A 21,587-nucleotide genomic window follows, 5' to 3' on the forward strand; every position below is an offset into this window, starting at 1 on the left:
ACTACGGTCAGAACCAAAAGCGTCGTGAGAACATCGTCGACGCCGGGGTCTATCCGAGTGAGCTCTTGAAAGAAGTCGTCGAGAAAGACGACTTGAAGCTAATCGTCGATCGGTACGGTCTCGACGCCCACAAGCGGAAAACCGACGACATGGTGTCCGCGATCATCGAGTACTTCGAACAATCACAGAAATCCGTCGACGACAGCGAACCAGCGGTCGACCTGTATCTGGATGCATACGAGGAGATCGCAGACGGGACGGTAAATCAAGTTCCACCGCAGCTCCAAGATCTTGTGGAGGCTGATAACCCGGAAGAGAAACTGGATGTGTTATTTGAGGACGCCACAGCGGAGATCTTCCGTGAGATCTTCAATCTGGGCGAGACAAATCAACTTGGACAGCAAGCGAACGGTGTAGTAGCGGATGGAGAGATCGAGCAAGATGGTCGCTGGTTACTTTGGGATAACAAACGCAGACGGCAGAAATTCCGACTTGGGAGCGACGCTCGAAGTAAGATCAAGACCTATATTGACACGAAGAACAGCCAGCATGACGTCGAATGGTTCCTCGTGATCGCACCCGACTTTACAGAGCAAGCAGAGACAAACGCGGCACAACTCGAGATGCAAGTCGGGAAGGACATTCGCTTGGTGCGGGCGGCCGATTTGAAGGAACTAGCCGAGTTGTGGCAGGAGGATTATGCAATGGATGACCGTGAATTGCCGTTATCCATATTCTTCGGATCAGAGGTATTTGATGTGGATGCCGCTTCCAAGTTGCTTGAAACACAATTCTCGTAGGAATCTATTCAAAGATAATCTAAAAAGATGGATATAATGGTCAATTTGATCAAAGGGGCTAGGTTCGTCCGTGTGTTTCAGAATCACAGAGAGGATGGTGTTATAAAAGCAGATCGTCAATCGGCCGGCGGACGGATACGGACGTACTCGTGGGCGTCTTCGATCTGAAGGGGCAGTGAGAATCAAGTGCGTACGCTGAGATGAATACGTGAATGGCTCTACCATCCGATTCAAGGGGAGAGTACCACGATGACTGACCTCGCCATTGAGTACGAAACGCATCCAAAGGTTACCGAACTCATCGAATGGATTCAGTACTGTACGGAGTTCGTAAGTCTGGATTTCACCGAGTGGGACCATCCACACGTCAACGGACCCGGATTGTATTTTGCCGTTGTCGTTGATTGTGCGTACGGAGCGTATGCAGATCCGATGGGTGCGAATCAGTGGCCGACGGATCAGTGCTCGTCCGTCTTCGATTCAGCGTTCCCCGAAACGTGTCAGACGGTCGGGAGAGAACAGGATGGCGGCATCGTCGTCGCCGTAGACGGGATGATCGAAGAGCAGATGGTTCGATTCCGGGACCTGGGCCAACAGACTGCCGACGACGTCGGCGAGATCCACTATCAGGAGTGGATGGGATCCCGGCATATGAGTGCCGTCGAAACGTCAGTGCGTCCGGAAGTCGTCACGACGATCACATTGAGCGAGGAAACCGGTCGGGTATCCCTCTTTCAGGACGGGACAGTCGATACGGTGGCCCGCAGCGAACTCGGAGGATCGTGGCGAGTCGAATAACGGGTCATCTGAGTCGTGTTCCGCATTGTGGAGTACACCGGACTGTGAGCTACCGTGGGATCAGGCCCCGAGAGTCGCGCTGAATAATCACACCAGATGTGTGTGATTTATTAACATAGTCTGTTATGAACTGGATCGTGGAAGCCTCCCACGGAACGATCCAATTCTCGAAAACCGAAGATGATCGGACCCAGATGCGAATCGAGTTGTCTCGGACGACGTACTAAGAGAGCCTCTTCACAGGTAATCGATCGTTGGGATTCACAACGAGAGCAGCGAAAGCTTACTCGAGTCGAATCGGTGCGTCCGGAGGAGCTATGCAGTGACGAACGCGACGCCGGTAATAGTGAACCGTGCACCCCCCGCAGAGCCGTCAGTAATCCCGATTTCCCAGCCGTGTGCAGTAACGATCCGCTTGACGGTGCTCAATCCGAACCCCGTTCCGTCATCCTCGGTCGAGAACCCGGCGTCGAATACGTTCTCACGATCCGTGTCGGCGATTCCGGAGCCATCGTCCTCTTCGCGCGCGATTTTCTGAAGCTGTTTCGCGATAGAGCCGGGCGAAGAATGGCGATCGACGACGATATGTCGGAAAACAGTGCTCGGACAGAGCTCCGTCACTTGCGTGTGTAACGTCGAGACGACGTCCCGTAACTCGAACTCCTCATCAAATACGTTCGCGAACTCGGTTGCTCGGACAAGCCTGCTTCAGCGAGTTCCGACCCGTCGAACGGAACGACCAGTGTCATACGATTCCCTTTGATGCACTACGGAAAATAGATCGGTCTGTACGGACGGGAACGAAAATCACTCGTCGGTATGTTCGTGGCTCCGTGGCAAACACCACACGGAAGGCTCTCCATCCTCGCTGTTTGTCGCCGCGGACGCTCAAACCGGACGAGCGGATCGCGGTGATCTACTCCCTCCTCACTCCCCGCCATCCGCGTATCGATCACGTGCGGTGTCGAACCCGAACTCCGACAACTCCGCACTTCGCCGGCGCTCTCGTTCGGCGATCGCCTCCGGATCCGGATTCGCGTCGTCGTCGATCCGTGCAAACGAGCCGTGCACCTTGGCGTGACACCAGCGACAAAGCGAGACCGTGATTTCGTGGGAGCCCGCATCCGCTCCATCCTCGGAACGATCGGTTCCCGTCGCATCAGCGTATCGAAGGTGGTGTTCCTCCAGTAGCGGACGGGCATCCTCGTGGGGCAGACGGATCTCCTGGAGCCCGCACCGGCGACAGTCCCGTCCGTTCGTCGTCGATCGGTAGTGTGGACACAGACACCAGCGGTCCTCCTCGCCGACGTGACAGGCGTACTCGTCTCGACGTCGATCGGCGATGAACCCGCTATCGTCGCCGGCACCTTCAAGGGCGTATCGACACCGACCGTCGTCGGTGAGGTGATCACAGACGCCGGCGACCGCGTAGGGATCGTCGACGCCGACCGGCGTCCCCGACGGAGTCCGCTCCATACCCCCGCTCCTTGGAGCGGAGACTTAAACGATCGGTCGAACGTCCGGACGGGGAGAAACGATCGATGGACGGAACGAACGGTCATCCGGAGAGGACCGCCACCGATCGGCCTTACTACCGCAGCGTCGAGATCGTCACCGCATACAGCGCACCACACTCACAGCCGATGGTCTCGGTCAACTCGCGCTCGCCGCTTGCGCGTTCGAGACGTGCTCCACACCTCGTACAGGTCAATCCGATCTTCATTTGTAGTTCCTCGGTTCAGCCCGCCAAGGGGAACGACAGCACCGAGAGAGGCCGTTACGGTGGCATGACAACGCGCCACATCTTTATCGAACCGGAACCAATCGGTGACTGCTCCCGTTGAGGGGGCCGGAGGGGGAGTCGTGCTTGCAGGCTTTCTCCCCCTCCATTGCGCACACCGGGTGCGCAGGATCGTGTTCCGCCCACTGTATTAAGAATCTACGGGCCGTCGACGTCGACGGACGGCGATCTCGACGGCAGCAACCCTGAATTGATGAGCGTGCGGGCTGAAGCATTGAGCACGACGCATCGAGTGGACCTCTTCGCGTCCCGATCGCTCCACTCGTCACGAGAGTCCCGGGACGGGCGATCGTCCGACCGGTCCAATCGCCCGGAATCACCGATCGGGAACGCGAGCGTCCTCACTGCATGACTCCACCGATCACCTATTTCGAGTTCCACGCGCTCCTCCTCGCGCCGCCGATCGTCGCGTTGATCGTCCTCGCGTGGTGCCGATCGCGACTCGATCGTCGACTTCTCGGCGGTATGGCGATCCTGTCTGCGGCCGCGATCGCGTACACGACGCCATGGGACGCACAATTGATCACGGCGGGCGTGTGGTGGTACGGCGAGGGAGTCGTGACGGGACGGATCCGTGGCGTTCCCCTCGGTGAATACGCGTTCTTCCTGCTGCAGCCGATGATGGCGCTGGCGTGGACTGCCCAGTTCCCGCTCCGGATCGCCAACCCGCCTCCGATGTCACCGCGCGACCGTCTCGTCGGAGCGCTCGCCGGAGTCTCGATTGGCATCGTCGGATGGACGTTGCTCGGCGGATCGACGCTGTATCTCGGCGCGATCCTCCTGTGGGCGGGACCGGTTCTCGCGGTGCAGTGGGCTTACGACTGGCGAGGACTCCATCAGCTCCGCCGAACGATGGCGATCGGCGTGATCGCTCCGACGGTCTATCTCTGTCTCATCGACCGGATCGCGATCGGAGCCGGACTCTGGCGGATCTCGACCGATCACACGACCGGGATCGCCGTTTTCGGCCTGCCGATCGAGGAGGCGACGTTCTTTCTCGTGACCAACGTCTTTCTCGTCCAGGGACTTCTCGCGTACGTCCGACTGTTCGATTCCCGCACGAGGACCGAAGCGCCGATCGGAGGAGAGCGACGATGAACGAGGACGCACCGAACGAAGACGCGAACAGGAGGACGCTCGTACGCATCACGTTCCTCCCGGGCTGGGTGGTAGTTGGAGTCACAACGGTCGCTTTCGCGCTCGGGGCCACCGTACCGCCTCGATACCGATGGGTCCCCCTCGCCGCGAGCGTCGTCCTCTTCGGATTGCCTCACGGAGCAGTCGATCACCTGATCGTCCCACGGGTTCGAGGCGAGTACGTAACCCGTCGCTGGCTTGCGATCGTCGGAGTCGTCTACGCCGTCCTTGGCAGTCTCTATGCGACCGTGTGGTTCACGGCGCCGGTCGCGGCTTTCGGCGTCTTCATCGGACTTACCTGGTTTCACTGGGGAGCGGGCGAACTGTATCCGCTCGTGGAGATCGCCGGAGTCGAACACCTCCGAACGCCGGGATCGCGAGTCACGACCGCGGCCGTTCGCGGTGCGATACCGATGGGACTCCCGCTCGTCGCGTTTCCGGAGCGCTTTCGAGCCGTCGCGGAGCTGCTCGTGAGCCCGTTCGCAGTCGGGTCCGCAGGGGAGGCGCTTGAACCGCTCTTGCAGCCGGAGACCCGTGTGGCGATTTTCGTCGGTATCTGTGGACTCGCCGCCTGTACCCTCGCCATCGGTGGGGTACGTGCACGACGGATGGACGCCAAGCGAGTGGACGCAAACGCCACTCTTGGCGGAGAAGGACGGATCGTCCTACCGGGCGATGCAGTTCGCGGCTGGCTGCTCGATGTGGGCGAGACCCTGCTTCTTCTCGGTTTCTTCGGGGTCGTGCCACCGGTTCTGGCCGTGGGGATATACTTCTGTGTCTGGCACTCCCTACGGCACGTCACGCGGATGATCGCGCTCGACGATCGGTCGACGGCGTCGCTCGCGGCGGGACGGATCGTCCCCTCGCTGTGGCGGTTCGGTCGCGATGCCACGCCGCTTTCGGTCGGGGCACTCGTCGTGTTCGGCGTCCTCCTCGTGATCGTTCCCCGCACCCCCGGAACGCCGGTCGAGCTGATCGGGGCATATCTCGTGACGATCGCGGTGGTGACGCTTCCGCACGCCGCGATCGTGGCCCGGGTTGACCGCGAGCAAGGGCTGATCTGAGATCGGAGCGTGTATCGCGAGCCGCGGTTCGTTCGGGTGACCCGACACGCTTTACACAGCGCACTCACAACGGTGTTCCAATGAGTACCCAGACCGCACGGGAGGAGCTGGCGGTCGTCATCGGGCTGGAAGTCCACGTCCAGCTCGAAACCGACACGAAGATCTTCTGTGGCTGTTCGACGGAGCCAGCCGAGGACGAGGCGCCGAACACCCGAACCTGTCCGGTCTGTCTCGGCCTGCCGGGGGCGCTTCCCGTCCTCAACGAGGGCGCCGTCGAGGCCGCCGTGAAGATAGGCAAGGCGCTCGGTGCCGATGTGCCGGAACGAACGACGTTCCACCGGAAGAACTACTACTACCCCGATCTGCCGAAGAACTTCCAGATCACCCAATACGACGCGCCGATCTGTTCGGACGGCGAACTCCCGGTCTCGGTGGAGGGGACGCGCCGGACGATCGGGATCACCCGCGCACACCTCGAGGAGGACCCCGGAAGCCTCCAACACGAGGGCGGATCGATAGAGACGGCAGAGCACACGCTCGTGGACTACAATCGGGCGGGCACGCCGCTCGTCGAGATCGTCACGGAGCCCGATTTCAGGTCGCCGGCGGAGACGCGGGCGTTCCTCGCAAAACTCGAGGAGGTGCTTGAGTACCTCGGCGTCTTCGACGCGACGCGCGACGGCAGCCTCCGTGTCGACGCCAACATCTCGCTCGTCCCCGAGGAGGCGATCGCGGATGACGGCTCGATCCCCGATGGCGCGCTCGCGGAGGCGAACCGCACGGAAGTGAAGAACATCTCCAGCCACCGGGGTGCCGAGAAGGCGCTCGCCTACGAAGTCACTCGCCAGCGGAACGCGGTGCGTCGCGGCCGGGAAGTCGAACAGGAAACGCGCCACTGGGATGAATCGCGCGGGATCACCGTCTCGATGCGCTCGAAGGAGGCGGAGAAGGATTACCGCTACTTCCGGGAAGGCGACCTTCCGGCCCTCGAGGTGGCCGACTGGCGCGAGGCGCTCTCGATACCGGAGCTTCCGGACGCCCGACGCGAACGATTCCGCGAGGAGTACGGTCTCGAGGAGGAGTCGGCTGCAAAGCTCACCTCCAGCCGCGAGATCGCTGACTTCTTCGAGGAGATCGCGGAGACCTTCGATCCCGATCTCGCCGCGACGTGGGTCGCCGACAATCTGCTCGGCGAGTTGAACTACCGAGATATGGCGATAACGGAGGTCGACGACCGTCTCGACGAGTTCGAACGGCTGATCGAACTCGTCGATGCCAGCGATCTCACCACGAAGAACGCCGAGGAGGTCGTCCTCCGCGAGATGCTCGATACCGGTGAGGATCCGGAGACGATCGTCGACCGCGAAGGGCTCGGCACGGCCGATACCGGAGAGGTCGAAGCCGCCGTCGAGGCGGCGATCGAGGAGAATCCCGAGGCGGTCGACGACTACCAGGAGGGGGACGAGGGCGCGATCAACTTCCTCGTCGGCCAGGTGATGCAGCGGACCGGCGGCTCCGCGGATCCCGGCGAGGTGAACGCGCTGTTGCGAGACCGACTGGAGGCGTGAACGACACCCATGGAATACGAGGAACCGAAGTTCTTCCAGGTGATGCAGTACGCCGCCCGGGCCGACGGCGACGTCATCGACATGGTGAGCGGCAACCCGGACTGGCAACCCCCCAACGCGCTTCGGGAGGCAGTCTCCGCCTACGCCGAACTCGAGTCGGAGGCGTTCCAGTATCCCCCGAGTGACGGCCTGCTTGAGCTTCGAGAGACGATCGCCCGGCGTCGCGGGGTCAGCGTGGATCAGGTCGTCATCACCGTTGGCACCGGCGAGGCGAACTACCTCGCCATGGCCCGAGCGCTCGAACGCGACGCCGGCGAGGAGGCGATCCTCCTCGATCCCGTCTATCCGTATTATCCCGGCAAGGTGGAGCTTCTGGGGGGAACACCCCGGATCGTTCCCACCGAGCACGACGGCGGAATCGACGTCGAAGCGATCCGGTCGGCAATGAGCGACGAGACCGCTCTCGTCGTGTTGAACACGCCGAACAACCCGACCGGCGCAGTCTACGATCCGACGGCCGTCGAGGCCGTTATCGAGGCTGCAACGCGCCACGACGCGCTCGTTGTCGTCGACGAGGTGTATCGCGAGTTCGATTACACCGGCGACTTCGAGAGCGCGCTAACGGTCGATTCCTCGAATCGGATCGTCACCGACGGCTTCTCGAAATCGCTTGCGATTACCGGATTCCGGGTCGGCTACGGAGTGTTCCCGCCGGAACACGCCGAGGCCGCACGGACACGACACATGCTCGTCAACGTAGCGGGGCCGCGACCCTCACAGTACGCCGTCCAGCACGCGCTTGCGGGGTTGGATCCCTCCTACCACGAGACCGCACGCGATCGACTGCGCGAACGGATCGCGACGTTCACCGACGCGCTGGATGCGGCGGGTGCAGAATACACCACTCCGGAGGGCGGCTTCTACGTCCTCGCGCGGTTCGAGGGATATCCCGGAACGACCGCCAACGTCGAGCGACTGATCGACGAGATCGGCGTGGCCGGCATGCCCGGGGAGACGTTCGGGACGACCCGCACGGACTGGATCCGATTCGCGCTCGTGACGCCGCGTGTCGAGGAGGCGGCGGCGCGGCTGACCGATCGATTCGCGTGACTCAAACGGACGAGCATGAGATGACCGCCGACGTCGCCTCAGGCGTCCTGGAGTTCGGCGTCCCGAAGTGCCTCGTTGAGATCGGTGCGGACGCGCTCGCCGGTCTCCGTGTCCATCGCGGTGGTAACGATGCGGTTCTCTTGAACGCTCGATCCGTCCCGCAACAGGAGCCGGACGTTCCCGTTCGTGTCCGCCCGAGTGGCCTTCGCGCGCAGGCCGGTCCGCGATCCCATGCCGCTGGCGTCGATGGGGCCCGGAACGATCTTCTTGACGTGGGGATGTTCAGCGACGGTCCGGATCGCGGTGCGGCCGGGGCGCCCGCCGATGAGCGTGGAGTGAGTCCCGCCGATCTTCTCGGTGGGGGCCGTCTCGACGACCTCGAGGGTTCGCTCGCCACGACGATCGAGCACCCAGCCGACGAGGTCCTCCTCGTCGGGAATCCGGTAGAATTCGTGGTGGAGTTGTGCGCGCGCCTCACGGAGGGGTTCGCGCTCGCCGGCGGCATAGACGGTCTCAGGACGCTTGCGGCGGATCTCGTCCGCCACGCGGCCGGCGAAATTTCGCGTCTGGACGGTCCCGAGCTCCTCGGCGTCCGTCTCGGGTGTCGTCGTAATCGTGGTTCGTCCGACGACATCGTCCGCAGAAAGCATCGTCAATTCGGCGCGATCGGCGCGAAACTCGACGACGACGCCGTCGCAATTAGCGGTGTTACAGGTGAGACAGTAATCGCCTGGCCGATCGAGAGGCGTGCCACACCGCCGGCAGTCCATGAACGAAGCAGGGCCGCGAGCGGTAAAAGCGCGTTGTGATCGGACGGGAAGGACACGTCCGCCGGTCCGAATCGACGACCCGCACCGAAACGGGGTGTGAGGACGGCCGAGGTGTCGAGTGGGAAACGCTTGAGTCACCGCCGGTTCGATACCGTGACGATGAACAAACGCGGCCACGTCTTGAACGCGCTATTGCTCGCGGTCGGGATCGGATTCGTGCTCGAACCGGCCGTCGACCTCGCCACGGGGCGAAAGATCGCCCAGATCATCGTTCCCATCGTCCTCGGAGCGCTGTTTCCCGACGTCGATACGGCCTTCGGCAAACACCGGAAGACGCTTCACAGCCTGCCGGTGCTTGCGATCGTGATGGCGTATCCGATCGCCTTCAACAACCTCCAGTTCGTGTGGATCGGCGTCTTCACCCACTACCTCCTCGATATGATCGGGAGTCGGCGAGGGATCGCACTGTTTCATCCACTTTCGAGTCGGGAGTTCTCGCTGCCGTTCGGCGTGACCACCGCCAGCAAATACGCCGATCTCGTGACCGTGATCATCACCGCTCTCGAGATCGCCGCCTTCTGGGCAGTCCACACCTACGTCGTCGACCTCGATGTCGACATTGCAGGCGTCTCCCAGACGATCGGGATGTGAACGGCGGAGCCCGAAAATCAGCCGGACCAAAAGGGATATATGCCGATGGATTGCGTGTTAAACGAATCCGTCGGAAGTAATACGAATGAAGATCACAGACATCAATACTCATCTCGTAGAGTCGGATGCGCCAATCTCGGAGTACGGCGTCAACGGGTGGCTCATAGTCACGGTCACGACCGACGACGGCATTCGAGGAATCGGCGAAGCCGGGGCCTGGGCCTATCTCGAAACTGCCGAAAAAGCGGTAGAGCGGTTTACGCCGCAGTTAATCGGCGAGGATCCACTTCAGCGCGAACATCACCTCCAGTCTCTCTATCGGAGTACCCACTTTCGAGGGGCGGCCATCTCGAGTGCGCTCAGCGCGATCGACATCGCGCTGTGGGACATTGCGGGAAAACACTACGATACGCCCATCTACGAACTGCTCGGAGGGAAATGCCGAAACAAACTGCGGACCTATGCACACGTCATCGGCGGCTCAATGGACGAGATGCTCGGCAAGCTCGAAGACTGCAAGGGAGAAGGCTTCACCGCCGTTGGTCACCTCTCACCGTTGCTCGACGAGCCTCGAGACGAGCCGTATTCGGAGACCCACTCGGAGATGATCACCGACGCGGCCGACCGGGTCCGACGGTTTCGGGACGCCGTCGGAACCGGGGTGGATCTGTGTATCGAGATTCACCGTCGACTCGATCCGCACCAGGCGATCGCCCTCGCCAACGAGATCGAGCAGTACAATCCTCTCTTTTATGAAGACCCCGTTCGCCCCGATAACTTCGATGCGATGAAGAAGGTCGCACGGAACGTCTCGATCCCCATCGCGACCGGGGAACGGTTCCATACGCCAGAAGAATTTGACATGTTATTGCGCCACGACGCGGTCGATTACGTCCGCCCGGATCTCTGTGTCGCTGGTGGAATCACGTGGGGAAAGAAGATCGCGAGCATGGCCGAGGCCTCCTACGTCGACGTGGTCCCGCACGACCCGATCGGACCCGTCAGCACGGCGGCGTGTATGCAACTGGCCGCATCCATCCCGAATTTCGAGATTCAAGAATATCCGTATCGTCCCGAGAACGATCAGGCACCGGGCGAGAACCTTCTGGAGGAGCCGTTCGAATGGGAAGACGGATACTTGATGGTTCCAGATGGTCCGGGTCTCGGGATCGAGCTTCAAGAGGACGTGCTGCAGAACTCGACGTACCGCCAGCCGAAACTTTCGACACGGCTCCACGAGGACGGATCCGTCGTCGACCAATAACACCGGTCGACGTCAGTACACCGCGACGTCGTCGAACCGTCCCTCATAGAAGACCCCGTAGGGATTCGTGGGATCCTCACCCGAAAGCAACTCCCGATCGAGGCGCTTCCAGGTGTTCTCGTAACCGAGGTGGGCGAACTCGATCGCTGCATAAAGGTGGTGGCCCGCACCCGAACGATGGACCACTCGACGAGGAGTGTCGGTCTTGAAGGCATCAACCACGTCGGCTTCCGTGGAAAGATCATCGTCAAAAACCGTCCAGGCCTCTCCCGTGGTTCGCGACAGATGAGCATACGAGGATCCGAATGCGGGCAAGTCCAGTTCGTCGGCGATGCGTCGGGCCCGTTGGTTCTGGTGGGCGAGCAGTTTCGTGTTGTAGGTCTCGACCGCATCGATGCGAGCGCCGTGGGCGTCGATCTCCGGCTGCGTGAGCGAGACGGTGGCGAAGGCGGGATGGGGAACGAGGATCGCGGCGTCCTGTCGCTCGAGTTCCGCCATCGCGGCCTCGAAGGTGATGAAATCGGGAATCGGATCGGAGAGTCCGAGCGCGAGCAGGTGTCGGCGGTTCCGCCAGTCGCCCGTGAACACCTCGCGGGCGGGAACGACGAGGAGATCATCGTCGGAGAATCGCGCCGCACGGGCTTCGATCTCCGGGAGTCGACGAAAGTGAGGAGCGTAGACGAGCGCGTCGATCCCACGGGCCTTTGCCCGCTCGACCGTGCGCTCGTCGAGCACCTTCACGTGTGCGTCGATTCGGGTCCCGCGTTCTGGCACACACGACTGGTCTTCCTCGTAGAGCAAAGGCGTGTCGCTCCACGACGGCACGGAGGACGAGGAAAACGATTAATGCGAGTGGGGGCGTTTCCTCAAGCATGTCTCCCTGGACGTGCGGTATCGGTGGATGTCACGAGACGTTCGAGTCGGTCGAGCCCGCGATCATCCACCAGACGACCCATCATCAACGCCACGAGTGTAAGGTGTGCGGGACGGTCGTCCCCGACGGCTATTTCGCCATCCGCCACGCGTTCAACGAGCACACGCGTGCGGAATACGTGCGGGCCTACGACGCCGACGCCGAGGACGTACGCCAGCGCGAACGGATCAAATCGGACGTCGAGTCGAGAGCCGATCTCCAGGCGGTCGTCGAGCGATTGAACGGCTGATGAGTCGCGAGACGGCCCGTTATCAGCCGAAATTTACCTGAAATCCCGTCCGAAACCCGCCCGACATCGGCATATTCGGGCGTCTTTTCCTCCTCGTGATCCGCCGACGTCATCTCTCGATAGCCAGCCGACCGTTTCTCGAGTCCGAATCAACGATCCCGATAGTCTCACGGATTCGAGCGCGAACGAAACCACAACCAATAATACAACTTAGGAATATTACCTAGTTGTATGACGGAATTCAATACATTCAGCGACGTGAGCGAGACGGAGGTCACACGCGCGATCGGCGAGCAGTGGTCCGAGGAGTTCCTCGAGTTCACGAACTCGGAGGTCATCATCATCGGCGGCGGTCCATCCGGGCTGATGGCCGCAAAGGAACTCGCCGAGCGGGGTGTGAAGGTAATGATCGTCGAGAAGAACAACTATCTCGGCGGGGGATTCTGGCTCGGCGGATTCTTGATGAATAAGGTGACCGTCCGCGATCCGGCCCAGAACGTGCTCGATGAACTCGACGTCGATTACACGGAGGCAGCCGACTCCGAGAACCTCTATGTGGCGAACGGACCGGAAGCCTGCTCGGGACTTATCAAGGCCGCCTGTGACGCCGGCGCGAAGGTCCAGAACATGACGGAGTTCACCGACATCGTGGTCCGGGACGACCACCGCGTCGGCGGGATCGTGATGAACTGGACGCCGGTCCACGCGCTCCCACGCGAGATCACCTGTGTCGACCCGATCGCGGTCGAATCCGAACTCGTGATCGACGCGACCGGCCACGAAGCCGTCGCGATCAACAAACTGGACGAGCGCGGCGTCTTAGAGGCACCGGGCATCCAGCACGCGAAAGAACACAACACGGGCATGGACGAGACGGACGACGAGCAGTACGGCGCACCCGGCCACGACTCTCCCGGCCACGACTCGATGTGGGTCTCCGAGAGCGAGGACGCCGTCGTTGAACATACGGGCGTCGTCCACGACGGCCTGATCGCCACCGGAATGTCGGTTGCAACTACCTACGGCCTCCCGCGGATGGGCCCGACCTTCGGCGCGATGCTCGTCTCCGGCAAGCAGGCCGCACAGGCCGCGATCGACGAACTCGACCTCGACACTACCGAGGTCGGGTTCTCCTCGCCCGCGCCGGCCGACGACTGAGGATCGACGTCAAAAATCGATCTCGGTATCGTCGGCGTTCTAGGCGACGGCGTTGCTCGCGAGCACTCCGCCCGTGATCAAAAGCAGGATCGAGACCGCCGCGGCGGCGAGAAACAGGGACCGCGAGTTTCGAACCGGCTCGCGGAGTTTGCCGGCATCGATCCCGGAGCGTAGTTTACTCGATCCAGCCTCGACGAGCCCCGCAAGCACGAACCAGAGGACGAGCATCGTCAACACGAGGTGGCCGCGGCCGGTTCCGGTCAACTGCTCTACGGTGTAGGTCGCCCCGGCCATGTAGCCGCCGGTGAGGAACGACACGAATGCCGAAACGCGGGTGACGGTTCGAAGCCGGCCGATGATCGACGAGAGCGCGTCGCTGCCGATGTCCCCGGTCGCCCCTGCCGGGATCACCGTCGCAGCCACAAACAGTACGCTGCCGGTCCAAAACGCGGCAAAGACGACGTGAAGCGTCCACACCGTCGCAGAAACGAAATCCATACAACCGGTTGGATCGCCGGATACTTATCGTCGGTGATGGTGCCACGATCGAGCGTCGTGATCGGGAAACATCACGATCGAGCGTCGTGGTCGGGAAACATCACGATTGAGCGTCGTGATCGGGACGGAATCAACCTCAGCGATCGAGAGGCCCGTTTTTCGTGAACTCCCGCAGGAGAACCGTCGCGTAGCTCCCGCTTGGTAGCGCGAACCCGAACCGGAGGTCATCGTCGATCGACAGCTCCGTCCTCGCGAGGATCGCCCGCCGCGTCCCGCTTGAGTCGAACTCGTCGGGCAGGGCGAAATCGTCGGGGGCGATCCCCGCCTCCGCGAGGACCTCACGTTCGATCGCGCCCGGTTCGCCGTCGGCCAGTTCGGTGTCGGTACCGATGAGCGGGGCCGTGACGAATGCCCGATGGCGCTTACAGTGGCGTTTCATCACTGAGACGCGATCCTCGCTCACCCGCTGGAGGCGGTCGACATCCGGAGCGTACAGCTCATCGGGGGCGTCGTTGTCGGCGAAACAGACGACGTCGCCCGCGACCGGCTCGTGAAACGGGAGTCCGCGGTCGAGTCGCTCGCTTACGATCCGATTGAACAGAGACGACTGGGCCGCGTTGACGAACAGCCGCTGGAGATTCGAGGGGACCGCTTCGAGTGCGTTCCGCCAGCGGCCGCCGACGTCATCTTCCTCGCTGCTGTCTCCTCGTTCGGCCCCGTCTTCGGCTTCATTGACCCTTTTCTCGGCCGTTTCGCCGTCGTCGCCTCCCTCGGCGAGACGGTGCAGCATCGCCCGCTCGAACCGGAGTCGTCCGGGAATCCGATCGAGGCAGGCCGCCCAGTCGGGATCGTCGCTCGCGAACTGCTCGTCGACGAACGTCCGGGCCGTACGGGTTCCCTCGGGCTCGGCGTCGGAGGGGTTCCCAACGTACATGCGCACCGCCTCGCGCCACTCCCCCCGAACGATCGCGAGGCCGACCTCGTGGGTGACCGGCCGAATGCTACCGAAGCGTTGTTGGCCGAAGTAGTTCGGAACCGCAACCGGTGCGTTCGGATCGGACTCCTCGTCGGCGTCTCGACCGGGGTCGGCGGCGCCCGTTCCGGTCGCAAACTCGCCGCGGCCGAACGCGCGAAGCTCGTCGGCGATCGTCTCGACACGCGCCACCGGGTCGTCGTCTGCCCCGTTCACGTCATCGTCGACGTCGGGATCGCGAACGCGGATCTCGAAGGCGTTGCCGGCGAGATCGCCGAAGGAAATCGGCCGTCCTGCGAGACCGACTACCTCAACCGTCGCTCCGTCGATCGAGTCGGCGACCGCACGGACCGCCTCCGGCTCCGCATTGCGGACGGTCATGAGCTGTGTGGTCACCGCACGTTTGTCCTTCGTGCCGGCCCAAGAGACGCGCTCGCGGCTGATCCCGAGTGCCGTCGAGAGCCTGCGGGCGAAGTCGTTCGTATCCCAATTCGAGAGCCGTACGCGCACCACGAGCTCCGGATACGCGCCGCGGTCGTCGCCGTGTTCGTCGATCGACACGGCGTCAAAGGCCTCCAACTCGCGGACCCGAAAGTCCTCGGGAGCAAGGCGCAATCGGCCACCGATTCCGTCGGTGTCGGAGACGTATCGGTCCATCCCGACCGCGCGTTCGAGCGGATGTGCTGGACGCATCGATCAGTAAAGCGAGAGGTCGCCGGTGACGCGGTCGACGAGCTTCTCGGAGCCCGGCCCGACGGCGAGCGCGCTCACGGTTCCCGGTTCGAGTTCGGTGTGGCCCGCATCGCGAACGATCGCGTAGGGGAGCCCCTCGCGGTCGGCTGTATCCGCGAGTTCGAACAGTTGGCTTTCGGAGTCACCCTTGAGAACGACCTTCTTTTGTCCGTCACCCTTCCAGCGTTTTTGCACGGAACGGGAGGCGTTCTCGTAGGCCGAAAGCGAGGCGTGTGCGACCTGGGCGGCGAGTTTTCCCTCGCCCATGCCCAGATCGGCCCTGGCGACGATGGCCTGTTTCATGTCCAAGGATTCACGCCCACGGGTTTAGGCGTATCCGTGTGGGTCGCCATATCGCCATCCACCCGATCGCCGGACGGCCGATCCGGTATCAATGTGGATCACCTTATAAGGGTATCGGCGTCGAAGACCTCGAACGAATGAGCCGCAACGACGAGATCGCGACCGTCCTCGAGGAGTTCGCGGATCTCCTCGAGGCGAAAGGGGTTGAGTACAAGCCCACGGCGTATCGTCGGGCGGCCGAGAACGTCCGTGAACACCCCGCACCGGTCGAGGGGCTCGCCGGCGAGGGAGCGGACGCGCTCAAGGAGATAGACCGAGTCGGTGAGGCGATCGCCTCGAAGATAGTCGAGTACGTGCGAACCGGTTCGATCGAGGAACTCGACGAACTCCGCGAGGAGCTGCCGGTCGATATGACGGCACTCACTCGAGTTGAAGGGGTCGGCCCGAAGACGGTCGGCACGCTATATTCGGAACTCGATATCAAGACGCTCGACGAACTCGAGGGGGCCGCCGAGGCAGGTGAGATCCGCGAGATCAAGGGATTCGGAACAAAAACCGAAAAGAACATTCTCGAGAATGTGCCGTTCGCGCGGAACGCTCAAAAGCGCGATCGGCTCGGCGATGCTCGCCCCGTGGCCGACGCCGCCCTGTCGTATTTGGCCGATCTCGGATCGGTGTCGAAACTCGAGGTCTGCGGATCGATCCGACGGTGGCGCGATACGATCGGCGACGTCGACGTGCTCGTCGCCAGCGACGAGCGGAAGGCGGTCGTCGAGTCGTTCACCGACTGGCCGGAGGCGGATGCGACCATCGAGGCCGGCGCGAACAAAGCGAGCGTCCGCGCGAACGGTCTGCGGGTCGACCTCCGCGTGGTCGTGATCGAGGAGTTCGGTTCCGCACTCCAGTATTTCACCGGCTCACAGGAGCACAACATCGCGGTCCGCAACCGCGCGATCGACCAAGGGCTGAAGGTGAACGAGTATGGCGTCTTCGACGTGAGCGACCTCGACGGCCCGACCGTCGGTCAGCGCGTCGGCGATCGGATCGCCGGCGAAACCGAGGCGGGGGTCTACGACGCGCTCGGGATGGCCTGGGTCCCCCCGGAACTCCGAGAGAACGCGGGCGAGGTCTCGGCCGCCGCCGATCATGGGCTCCCGGACCTCCTCGAGGAGGGCGACGTTCGCGGCGATATCCACACACACTCCGACTGGTCGGACAGCAACTATACGATCGCGGAGATGGTCGAGGCCGCCACAGAGCGGGGCTACGACTATCACGCGGTCACTGATCACGCGACCGGACCCGGGATCGTCGGAAGCGTCGGCCTCGACGAGGACGATCTCACCGCGCAGGCGGAAGCGGTCGCGGCGGTCCGCGAGGAGGCGACGATCGACGTCCTCCACGGAGTCGAAGCGAACATCGACGCCGATGGCGGGCTCTCGACCGACGGGGACGCCCTTGCCGACCTCGACATCGTCATCGCCTCCCCACACGCCGCACTCGGGAACGATGAGGGGGCAACGGAACGACTCGTCCAAGCGATCGAACATCCGGAAGTGGACGTTCTCGGGCATCCCACGGGTCGGATCATCAACGGTCGAGCGGGACTACGCGTCGACTTCGACCGGATCGGCAAGGCGGCCGCTCGCGAGGGGGTCGCCATCGAGGTGAACGCGAACCCGGCACGCCTTGATGCGAACGGCGAGGCAGTGCGGGCGATCATCGATGCCGGCGCCACGATCGCGATCGCCACGGACGCCCATTCGCCGCGGGAGTTCGAATACGTCCGCTACGGCGTCCACACAGCCCGCCGGGGATGGGCCGAGCGTGCGGACGTGATCAACACGCGATCGTCCGAGGAACTCCGGACGTTCCTCGAGACATGACGGGGAATCGTGAGGACGCCGAGGAGAACGAACAAAGCGGATCGGCGGAGCGAACGCCCGAAAACACGCGATTCCTCCTCGACGTGATGTGTGGCAGGCTCGCGAGATACCTCCGTTTTTGCGGCTACGATGCCGCCTATGCGCTCGATCGGGACGTCGAATCGGACGACCGAATTCTGTCGATCGCCCGCGAGGAGGACCGGACGCTGATCACTCGCGACGTGGAACTCGCCGAGCGCGCCGAGGACGCGATCCTCGTGAGTGCGCGCGACGTGACGGACCAACTCGAGGAGTTGGCGAAAGCGGGCGTGGAGATAACGATGGCGGAGACTCCACGGCGGTGTGGTCGCTGCAACGGACGGCTCCGCAGGTGTTCGACGGACGAGCAACTCGAACACGTTCCGGACGACCGACCGATCTGGCGATGTCGCGACTGTGGCCACCGCTTTTGGCGTGGAAGCCACTGGAACCGTGTCGCGGAACAACTCGAATCCGTCGGGGACGGATCCGAAACCGAGCGATAGCTACTCGATGAACTCGGTATCCTCGTCGTCCCGGTCGGTAGTTCCGAGACTCGCGTTTCCGACGGTCGATCCTCGATCGGAGGCGGATCCTCCCGGGCCCGGGTCCGGCCACTCGGTGCGGCCACGTCGATCGGAGTCGGGCGATGAGCGTTCGGATGTCGACGATCTGTGAGATTCGGATCCGGCCCCTGACGATCGCGTGGACGTCGACGAGCGGTTCGTGGTCGACTCACGATCGGGGCCGCCATCGCGTCCCGACCCGGTCGGGGTCGACAGCCGCTCCGGCTCCGATCCACCGTCGCTGACGCTTGCGGTCCCCAAGCTTCCTCCCGGACCCGAGCCGGAAGCGGAGCCGGAACTCCGTGTCGTCACCGAAACGTCCTCCTCCCCGATGCGGTTGGCGTCGGGGTCGTTCGTCTGCGTCTCGACCGATCCGTCCGGGGTTCCACCGAGCAGGCCGACGCCGCCGACTCCATGGAGTTGGCTGCGCTCGACCTCGACGACCCGGGTTTCACCCTCATGGGTGACCTCAAGCGTGACGGTCCCGCCGGGGTCGTTTCGGGTCTTGAAGTTGGCGACCCCGACGAACAGACACCAAAAGGTTGTCGCGGCGCCGAGGAAGTAGACGCCGGCAGTCGGCAGGGTGAGATCCACTAACTCCGGACGGGGACTGTTGATCCAGTGGTACGGGTACGCGTACGAGAACAGCGCGACGCCGAGCGCCATGATCGCGGCGCCGACGATCGACGCCGCGCGGGTAGTTCGACCGGCCGGAAGGACGCTCATCACGCCGAGCATCGCGAGCGGCAGGCCGATCCCACCGAGAATCCCGCCGATCCATCGCGCGTCAGCGAGGCTGTACGCTTCCATCGACGGGATGAGGTCCGTGCCCGCGGCCACGATCCCGGCCACGATGAGCAGGATACCGACGACGAAGAGCCCGACCCCCAGATACAGCCGCCGGAGGCTCGTCGTCGACCGACCTCCGTCCCCGTATACCTCCGAGAGACTGGTCATACGCGTCGTTTGTGGCCCATCCTCAAAACACTACGTCAGACGCACGCGTGACAAGACGCGATCGCCTTCGAAAGAATTACACGGACGCTCGGGAATCGTTTCCGTATGAGCGAGGCAGAGGATGCGGAGAACGCGGAGCCCGATGTCGAACTCGGCGAGGGGCAGACGATCGAGGGACAGCCGGTCGCGCGCGTGGCCTCCCGGCTCGTCTGGCCGAAGTCGAGCGGCGACGTCGCGGCTCAGGAGAGATCGGCGACGATCCGAACACCGGATGGTCCCCGCGAGCTGTCCACGGTGCTTGAGGAGACCGACGAGACGTTCTTCGAGACTCGTCGAGCGTTCATCGACGCCGTCGAGGACGTGATCGGCCGCGGACCGATAACCTCCGAGTGAGATCGGCAGATCACGAACCGTCGCGTGAAGTACCTCGGGGTCAAGCCCCGTGGCATTCGCCTTGAACCGTCGCGTAAAACACGACCGCTTTTCTCCCCTGAGCACGGATCGGTGGGTATGACACTTCCGTTCGATCCCGCGACGATCGATGGCGAGGACTTCGGCGAGGAGGAGATCGTCCTCGAAACGGATCACGAATCAGCGATCGAACACGTCCGGTCCATCTGCTCGGACGTCGGATTCGGCTTTCCTACGGAGTTCTCACCGGCGGAGATGCTCAACGAGAAGGTGGATGCCGACCGCGATCCGTACTACGTGCTCGGCGCGTGTAACCCCGCGGTGGCCGATCGCGCACTCGATGCCACCGGCGGGGATATCGGTGCGTTATTCCCGTGTAACATGGTCATAGCGCAGATCGCTCCCGGGAAACAGCGTGTCTATCACGTCTCTATCATGCGGATCGCCCGTCTGTTGGGGATGGTCGAGGAGACGGAGACGGAAGAAATGGACGCGATCATCGCGGAGACCGGCGAGCTGGTCTCGGAGACGTTCGAGCGGCTTGCCGAACTCGACGTCGCGATCGACGAGTAGCGACGAATCGTGACGTGTAGTGGGGAATATTGACACGTAGAGCGACGAGATGGACAGTAGAGACGACCCGCGAGAGTCGAGACCCGAACCTTACGACCCCAGAAACTCCCGAAGGTCGGTCTGGAGACCGGACGCCATGGTGGACTTGCGGCGGAGATCCGAAAGCGAGACCGGCAGGTGGTCCGCGACACCCCGAATCGCCTCACCGAAGGTCTCCGCGGTGCCGTGTTCGCCCTCAAAGGCGTTCCGGACCGACTCGCGGACCTGCCAGACGCCGACGGGACCCCAGTACTCGTCGGAGACGTGTCTCAGGACGATCGCCTTTGCCTGCCGGTCCCGATCGGAGAGGTGTTCGAGCACGCCGAGGCGCGCGGCGTAGTAGGCACCGGCGGTTTCCTCGACGTAGCCGGTGCGCCCCTCACGCCCCTCGTGGGCGGCTGCGAGATAAGTTCCGGCCTCGGGATCCGGGTTCCACACGCTGCCTGGCGCCTTCATCTCCACGAGTTCGTACTCGAAGCGGCCGGGCGCGAGGATCACCCAGAAGGCGTTTCCGAGGTACTCGTTGCGATGGATCTCGACGCGATCGACGCTCGGCGCGTCCCGGATCGTCCCGCGAAGGTACTTCCCGATCGTATCGTCCACAGCCGTGATCGACCACCGCGTCGGAACGAGCCTGCGGTTCTCCCCGCGACCGAGAGCGCCCGCCGAGAGGATGGAGTTGATGTCATAGACGTCGAACCCGCGGCGATAGAGGTAGGTCATCGCTCCCTGCGCCCGCCAGTCGTCGTCCTCAAGGGTCTTCTCGACGGGACGAGGAACGTGCGGATTTTCGCCGAGGGTCGCCTCTTTGGCGCGCGCGCTCGGGCCGACCGGAGCGCCGTGGTCGCTCTCGTCGACGTCGAGATCGAGATCGGGTTTCGATCCGAGTCCGATCTCGACGTCGACCGGCCGGTCGGCGATCGCGACCTCACGTTGGGTCCCGAGCCACCCATCCCAGGCGTCGTGAACCGAATCGACGTCAGTCGGTCGATTCGAGTTGAGCAGGCTCGTTCGTCGCTCGAAGACGTCGGCGATCGAGACGCCCTCATCGTACCAGGCGCCGGACGTCCGGAATCGGTCGGCCTGTTCCTCGCGGCCGACTGGCGAGAGGATCCCGGTCGAGACGTTCGGATAGTTCGATCGGCCGACGAAGATCGATGGCGAGACCGATCCGACGATCGAGTCGCCCGAAAGCGACTCCTCGAAGCGATCCTGGAAGGTCTCGACGTGATCGAGGATCGCGTAGTCCTTCTCCTCGGCGAGTCGCCGTCGCTCGGCGCGCTCGTTCCGCTCGAACTCCACGAACTCGTCGAGCCGCATTCATCGTCCCGTTGGAGGTGCCCCGGC

General features: G+C 63.0%; 23 protein-coding genes and 1 pseudogene. 14 read left to right on the forward strand and 10 right to left on the reverse strand.

From position 1 onward, the window contains the following. Both ACERIT_RS00005 and ACERIT_RS00010 read left to right on the forward strand, forming a co-directional pair. Positions 1-800, forward strand: a pseudogene (locus tag ACERIT_RS00005) (hypothetical protein); the annotation flags it as partial. A gap of 249 nt (positions 801-1,049) precedes the next feature. After that, positions 1,050-1,598 carry a hypothetical protein gene (locus ACERIT_RS00010; RefSeq protein ID WP_373672741.1) on the forward strand — a complete coding sequence of 183 codons (549 nt, stop codon included), beginning with the start codon at positions 1,050-1,052 and terminating at the stop codon, positions 1,596-1,598. 315 nt (positions 1,599-1,913) lie between these two features. On the opposite strand, the gene ACERIT_RS00015 is transcribed toward ACERIT_RS00010, so the two are convergent. From ACERIT_RS00015 to ACERIT_RS00025, 3 genes are all read right to left on the reverse strand, one after another. After that, complete coding sequence (locus ACERIT_RS00015) at positions 1,914-2,219, reverse strand: ATP-binding protein (RefSeq protein ID WP_373672742.1); 306 nt, start codon at positions 2,217-2,219, stop codon at positions 1,914-1,916. 306 nt (positions 2,220-2,525) lie between these two features. Continuing rightward, positions 2,526-3,074 (reverse strand): hypothetical protein, encoded by a 549-nt coding sequence (locus ACERIT_RS00020; RefSeq protein ID WP_373672743.1) that lies wholly within the window; start codon positions 3,072-3,074, stop codon positions 2,526-2,528. A gap of 115 nt (positions 3,075-3,189) precedes the next feature. After that, positions 3,190-3,321, reverse strand: a complete 132-nt coding sequence (locus ACERIT_RS00025) for a hypothetical protein (protein ID WP_373672744.1) — start codon at positions 3,319-3,321, stop codon at positions 3,190-3,192. A 426-nt stretch (positions 3,322-3,747) separates the two neighbouring features. On the opposite strand from ACERIT_RS00025, the gene ACERIT_RS00030 reads away from it, so the two are divergent. The 4 genes from ACERIT_RS00030 to ACERIT_RS00045 all read left to right on the forward strand — a co-directional run bounded on the left by ACERIT_RS00030 (position 3,748) and on the right by ACERIT_RS00045 (position 8,278). Then, positions 3,748-4,497: a lycopene cyclase domain-containing protein gene (locus tag ACERIT_RS00030; protein WP_373672746.1), complete on the forward strand. Its 750-nt coding sequence runs from the start codon at positions 3,748-3,750 to the stop codon at positions 4,495-4,497. Continuing rightward, entirely contained in the window at positions 4,494-5,600 is a 1,107-nt protein-coding gene (locus tag ACERIT_RS00035; protein WP_373672747.1) for a Brp/Blh family beta-carotene 15,15'-dioxygenase, read from the forward strand. The genes ACERIT_RS00030 and ACERIT_RS00035 overlap by 4 nt, the downstream gene beginning before the upstream one ends. Positions 5,601-5,680: 80 nt before the next feature. Next, complete coding sequence (gene gatB / locus ACERIT_RS00040) at positions 5,681-7,168, forward strand: Asp-tRNA(Asn)/Glu-tRNA(Gln) amidotransferase subunit GatB (protein WP_373672748.1); 1,488 nt, start codon at positions 5,681-5,683, stop codon at positions 7,166-7,168. A 9-nt stretch (positions 7,169-7,177) separates the two neighbouring features. Continuing rightward, the gene (locus tag ACERIT_RS00045; RefSeq protein ID WP_373672749.1) at positions 7,178-8,278 is read left to right on the forward strand and encodes a pyridoxal phosphate-dependent aminotransferase; all 1,101 of its coding nucleotides are present in this window, start codon (positions 7,178-7,180) and stop codon (positions 8,276-8,278) included. Positions 8,279-8,316: 38 nt separating this feature from the next. Here ACERIT_RS00045 and ACERIT_RS00050 read toward each other — a convergent pair whose 3' ends face one another. Next, on the reverse strand, positions 8,317-9,048 hold the full coding sequence (locus ACERIT_RS00050; RefSeq protein ID WP_373672750.1) for a DUF2103 domain-containing protein: 732 nt from the start codon (positions 9,046-9,048) through the stop codon (positions 8,317-8,319). A 159-nt stretch (positions 9,049-9,207) separates the two neighbouring features. Between ACERIT_RS00050 and ACERIT_RS00055 the strand changes: the two genes are divergently transcribed. Beyond that, entirely contained in the window at positions 9,208-9,699 is a 492-nt protein-coding gene (locus ACERIT_RS00055) for a metal-dependent hydrolase (RefSeq protein ID WP_373672751.1), read from the forward strand. Positions 9,700-9,784: 85 nt separating this feature from the next. Further along, entirely contained in the window at positions 9,785-10,963 is a 1,179-nt protein-coding gene (locus tag ACERIT_RS00060; RefSeq protein ID WP_373672752.1) for a mandelate racemase/muconate lactonizing enzyme family protein, read from the forward strand. 12 nt (positions 10,964-10,975) lie between these two features. Here ACERIT_RS00060 and ACERIT_RS00065 read toward each other — a convergent pair whose 3' ends face one another. Next, positions 10,976-11,737, reverse strand: a complete 762-nt coding sequence (locus ACERIT_RS00065) for a PHP-associated domain-containing protein (RefSeq protein WP_373672753.1) — start codon at positions 11,735-11,737, stop codon at positions 10,976-10,978. 98 nt (positions 11,738-11,835) lie between these two features. Between ACERIT_RS00065 and ACERIT_RS00070 the strand changes: the two genes are divergently transcribed. Both ACERIT_RS00070 and ACERIT_RS00075 read left to right on the forward strand, forming a co-directional pair. Next, on the forward strand, positions 11,836-12,126 hold the full coding sequence (locus ACERIT_RS00070; RefSeq protein ID WP_373672754.1) for a hypothetical protein: 291 nt from the start codon (positions 11,836-11,838) through the stop codon (positions 12,124-12,126). A 231-nt stretch (positions 12,127-12,357) separates the two neighbouring features. After that, the gene (locus tag ACERIT_RS00075; RefSeq protein WP_373672755.1) at positions 12,358-13,284 is read left to right on the forward strand and encodes a sulfide-dependent adenosine diphosphate thiazole synthase; all 927 of its coding nucleotides are present in this window, start codon (positions 12,358-12,360) and stop codon (positions 13,282-13,284) included. Between the two features lie 39 nt (positions 13,285-13,323). Here ACERIT_RS00075 and ACERIT_RS00080 read toward each other — a convergent pair whose 3' ends face one another. From ACERIT_RS00080 to pth2, 3 genes are all read right to left on the reverse strand, one after another. Next, a complete protein-coding gene (locus ACERIT_RS00080; RefSeq protein WP_373672756.1) occupies positions 13,324-13,782 on the reverse strand; it encodes a transporter in 459 nt (152 codons plus the stop codon). 136 nt (positions 13,783-13,918) lie between these two features. Then, on the reverse strand, positions 13,919-15,448 hold the full coding sequence (gene truD / locus ACERIT_RS00085; RefSeq protein WP_373672757.1) for a tRNA pseudouridine(13) synthase TruD: 1,530 nt from the start codon (positions 15,446-15,448) through the stop codon (positions 13,919-13,921). A 3-nt stretch (positions 15,449-15,451) separates the two neighbouring features. Then, a complete protein-coding gene (pth2, locus tag ACERIT_RS00090) occupies positions 15,452-15,790 on the reverse strand; it encodes a peptidyl-tRNA hydrolase Pth2 (protein WP_373672758.1) in 339 nt (112 codons plus the stop codon). A gap of 137 nt (positions 15,791-15,927) precedes the next feature. On the opposite strand from pth2, the gene polX reads away from it, so the two are divergent. Both polX and ACERIT_RS00100 read left to right on the forward strand, forming a co-directional pair. Then, positions 15,928-17,676, forward strand: a complete 1,749-nt coding sequence (polX, locus tag ACERIT_RS00095; RefSeq protein WP_373673058.1) for a DNA polymerase/3'-5' exonuclease PolX — start codon at positions 15,928-15,930, stop codon at positions 17,674-17,676. Then, positions 17,673-18,200, forward strand: coding sequence for a Mut7-C RNAse domain-containing protein (locus ACERIT_RS00100; protein WP_373672759.1), 528 nt, complete (start codon positions 17,673-17,675; stop codon positions 18,198-18,200). Before polX ends, ACERIT_RS00100 begins: the two co-directional genes overlap by 4 nt. Here ACERIT_RS00100 and ACERIT_RS00105 read toward each other — a convergent pair whose 3' ends face one another. After that, positions 18,201-19,217: a hypothetical protein gene (locus ACERIT_RS00105; RefSeq protein WP_373672760.1), complete on the reverse strand. Its 1,017-nt coding sequence runs from the start codon at positions 19,215-19,217 to the stop codon at positions 18,201-18,203. A gap of 105 nt (positions 19,218-19,322) precedes the next feature. On the opposite strand from ACERIT_RS00105, the gene ACERIT_RS00110 reads away from it, so the two are divergent. Continuing rightward, the gene (locus ACERIT_RS00110) at positions 19,323-19,610 is read left to right on the forward strand and encodes a DUF5789 family protein (protein ID WP_373672761.1); all 288 of its coding nucleotides are present in this window, start codon (positions 19,323-19,325) and stop codon (positions 19,608-19,610) included. A gap of 117 nt (positions 19,611-19,727) precedes the next feature. Further along, entirely contained in the window at positions 19,728-20,201 is a 474-nt protein-coding gene (locus ACERIT_RS00115; RefSeq protein ID WP_373672762.1) for a DUF302 domain-containing protein, read from the forward strand. Between the two features lie 90 nt (positions 20,202-20,291). Here ACERIT_RS00115 and nreA read toward each other — a convergent pair whose 3' ends face one another. Continuing rightward, entirely contained in the window at positions 20,292-21,560 is a 1,269-nt protein-coding gene (gene nreA / locus ACERIT_RS00120; protein WP_373672763.1) for a DNA repair protein NreA, read from the reverse strand. Positions 21,561-21,587: the final 27 nt, after the last annotated feature.

The organism is Halopenitus sp. H-Gu1, from assembly GCF_041821145.1.
In the GTDB taxonomy this organism is placed as follows: Archaea; Halobacteriota; Halobacteria; order Halobacteriales; family Haloferacaceae; genus Halopenitus.